This window comes from Arsenophonus sp. ENCA, from assembly GCF_002287155.1.
GTDB lineage: Bacteria > Pseudomonadota > Gammaproteobacteria > Enterobacterales > Enterobacteriaceae > Arsenophonus > Arsenophonus nilaparvatae.
Genome location: NZ_NHNG01000230.1, coordinates 1 through 2013, shown reverse-complemented (window position 1 = coordinate 2013; position 2013 = coordinate 1). Strand labels below are relative to the sequence as shown.

2 protein-coding genes are annotated in these 2013 nt (G+C 35.3%); both read right to left on the bottom strand.

The annotated features are described in order from the left end of the window. Positions 1–304: 304 nt before the first annotated feature. A complete protein-coding gene (gene mlaA, locus CBG25_RS06020) occupies positions 305–1075 on the bottom strand; it encodes a phospholipid-binding lipoprotein MlaA (RefSeq protein WP_290605310.1) in 771 nt (256 codons plus the stop codon). A gap of 503 nt (positions 1076–1578) precedes the next feature. Then, positions 1579–1788, bottom strand: a complete 210-nt coding sequence (locus tag CBG25_RS06015; protein ID WP_290605308.1) for an IS30 family transposase — start codon at positions 1786–1788, stop codon at positions 1579–1581. Between the last annotated feature and the right edge of the window lie 225 nt (positions 1789–2013).

Genomic DNA, 2013 nt, shown 5'->3' with positions numbered 1-2013 from the left:
TACAGGTTTCGATCTTGACCAGCGGGTCACCCAACTTGTCGATCGTCTGTTGGTGATACTGGTTTGCAAAGAGGTCATTCTTAATGGCGCTGCGTTTCTTCATGGTGGTTAGCTCAGTAGACCAGCTTCCGATAACTTTATCAGCAAAATCAAACTCGGCTTAGGTTTTTCGAGGTGCCCTTATATTATTAATTGATTTTTTTATTTATAAAGATTCAAGTTAACGTGACCATAAAAATCAATAAATTATCTCACCGTTATTTTTTACTCATTAACATTTAAATTAAAATGTACCAGTCTATTACTAATCAATAGAATCCAAATCTTCTTCAATCACCGCAGCGTTAGGATTAATAGTCGGCTTCAACACCCCTCCCTGCGCCTTAAAATCTTTATTCTGAAAATATGCCTCTCTGACCATTAAATATGGATCAGAAGAGTTTTGTAGTATTCCATCAGAGTCTAAAAAAAGTGCCCGTTTTTCGATTCCCTCTAATACCCATTTTCCGGCTGACATCCAAAAAGTAAGGTAACTTAACATCGGATAAGCTTTGTCAGCCCAGTCACCACCATCTTCTCGTAAGGTAAAACTACCATAACCTGGCAATACTACATACGGACCGTAGCCAACCTGATAATATCCCAAAGTACTACCAAAACGATTAGATTCTTGTTTAACAAGTTTAGGATTAGCCATTGAAGCAATATCGATCAATCCCGCCATACCAAAAACACTATTTAGGAAAAAACGATTGAAATGCTTCATTCCTTGATAAATATCACCTCGTAGAAAATTATTCACCATACTCGCAGGCTCTTCCAGGTTAGCCAAAAAATTGACTAAACCATTACGTGCAGGCATAGGAACATAATCACGCCAAGCAACGGCAACTGGACGCACCACATAACGATCCAAAACATGATAATTAAAATCAAACATTGTTCGATTAAAACTATCTAACGGATCAGAGCGCTGTTGATTATCGTTCGGTGTACTCGAACAGCTCGTAATCAATCCTACTGCAAAAAATACGCCGCATAATCGATATGTTTTAAATCTTGTTTTTCTATTCAACAAAACACCCTCACATAGATTGTCCATTCATAATTATGTATCCTCATTAATTTAATCTTACTTACTTTTTGATTTAATGATAAGAATTTAATCACTATTTATCTAAGCATATAATGTGCAAACGATTATTTTAAATAGGGGGATAGGTTAAAAAACAAATAAATAACACCAAGTTATAGCCCCAAAATATAAAAACAAACAATAATAATTATTCTCAAATGATAAACACATCATAATGTAAAATAGATAAAAAAATTTAATAACAATATTTATTAAATAATTCACTAAATAATAATTTAACGATTTCCTCTAATATAGCGCAACAGAGAATCAAACCTATTTAAACACAAATCCAGCCATCAGCAATAAAATTAAACTAATTGTATTCAACGGCCCATTCCCAGTCGAAACGCAACAAACCCATAAAACGTTATGCAGCCATTAGATGAGCTAAAAATACTTCATTTGGAGAAAAATAGCCCAACGATTTTCGTCCCCGAGTATTAAGTTATGTGCTCAAGTTCTGCAATCTCGTTGTCCGTGACTGAGTTGAAGTCCGTTCCTTTTGGGTAAAAACGGCGGATAAGTCCGTTACTGTGTTCATTTAAACCACGCTCCCATGAGTTATAAGGCCTGGCAAAGAAGACATTAGCACCGGTGATCTCAGTTATCTGTTTATGCATGGAGAACTCAGAACCGTTATCGGCCGTCAAAGTTTTAAAGTCACAGAAGGTATTTGCTACAATAAACTAGTTGCTGAATAGAGACTTGCATTTTTTGTCACGCTATTGAGAATAAAAAGAGGTTTAACTTAGAGAATAAAGGTTTGAAATGATCAACAAAGAGCGGCTGTTACGAGATAATCGTTTATGTAAAGCAATCATTGGATTATCAGTCGAAGAATTGAAAAATTTAGCCGCTGAATTTTCAGCTTGTTA